This window comes from Pseudoalteromonas sp. SG44-8 (assembly GCF_014164125.1).
In the GTDB taxonomy this organism is placed as follows: domain Bacteria; phylum Pseudomonadota; class Gammaproteobacteria; order Enterobacterales; family Alteromonadaceae; genus Pseudoalteromonas; species Pseudoalteromonas rhizosphaerae.
Genome location: NZ_JACJEQ010000074.1, coordinates 1 through 1,174 on the forward strand (window position 1 = coordinate 1; position 1,174 = coordinate 1,174).

1 pseudogene is annotated in these 1,174 nt (G+C 40.5%); it reads left to right on the top strand.

What is annotated here, in order from left to right:
• Positions 1-1,174 (top strand): annotated as a pseudogene (locus H5163_RS21530) (TonB-dependent receptor); the annotation flags it as partial.

A 1,174-nucleotide genomic window follows, 5' to 3' on the forward strand; every position in this document is an offset into this window, starting at 1 on the left:
TGAACCTTAGCCACGTTACTCAAGCTGAAATTTGGGCTGGTGATCGTGATATCTCATCAATGGGTAACAGTTCAACAACAGAAAAAGGCCGTCTTCGTTTAACATCTAGTGCTATTTCTGATTCACTTCGAAATGATTTGCTAGCTCAAGGTTATACTGAAAATAACGCTGGAAAATCTAATGCTGGCTTCGATTTAGTTCCAAATGGTGCTGGTTCAGGTGTAGGCATTGATTCATTCAGAGATCGCAGTGGTGATGTGTATAACTATGCACCAGAAAACTATTTGTCGACTCCACAAGTACGTAATAGTATGTACGTACAAGCTTTTTATGACCTTTCTGATGATCTTAGAGTAGTATCTGATTTCATGATGACAAACCGTGAGTCATCTCAGTTATTAGCTGCAATGCCACTTACTATTGGTGCGTCTTTTGGTGCATCTGCAAGTAAAGTAGATATTCATGCAAATAATATCTATAACCCTTTCGGTGAAACTTTATATGGTGATGGCGCACGTTCTGGTGTTGACGGATATGTACCTTATGCAGGTCAACGTCGATTTGTAGAAGCGGGTAATCGTATTTACAAACAAAATGATACAACATACCGCGCAATGGTTGGTTTAGAGGGTAATGTTGGCGATACATCTTGGGTTTGGGATGCATCATATATATACGGTAAAAATAGCCAAGACGTATTAACAACAGGTCTATTAAATTTAACGCGTATTAATCAGGCACTTGGTGATAACTGTAACGCATCAACGTCATGTGTACCGCTTAACTTATTTGGTGGTGCTGGTTCAATTACACCGGAAATGGTTGATTTCGTAACGTTTGATAGCGTATCGCGTGAAGGTTTAGAGCTAAAAGATTATACAGTAAACTTTGCGGGTGATGCATTTGAATTACCAGCTGGTGTAGTTGGTATGGCTATCGGTTTAGAGCGTCGTGAAGAGACTGGTTATGATACTCCAGATCCACTAACGCAAAGTGGTGAAACGTCAGGTAACCAACGTGATGCTACTTCTGGTGGTTTCCGCTTAGACGAGGCATATGTTGAGCTATCAATTCCTGTTATTGAAGGCTTAACTATTTCACCAGCAATTCGATTCTCAGATCACAGTGCATATGGTAGCAACTCTACTGCTAAAGTGGGTGTAGAATACCGTCC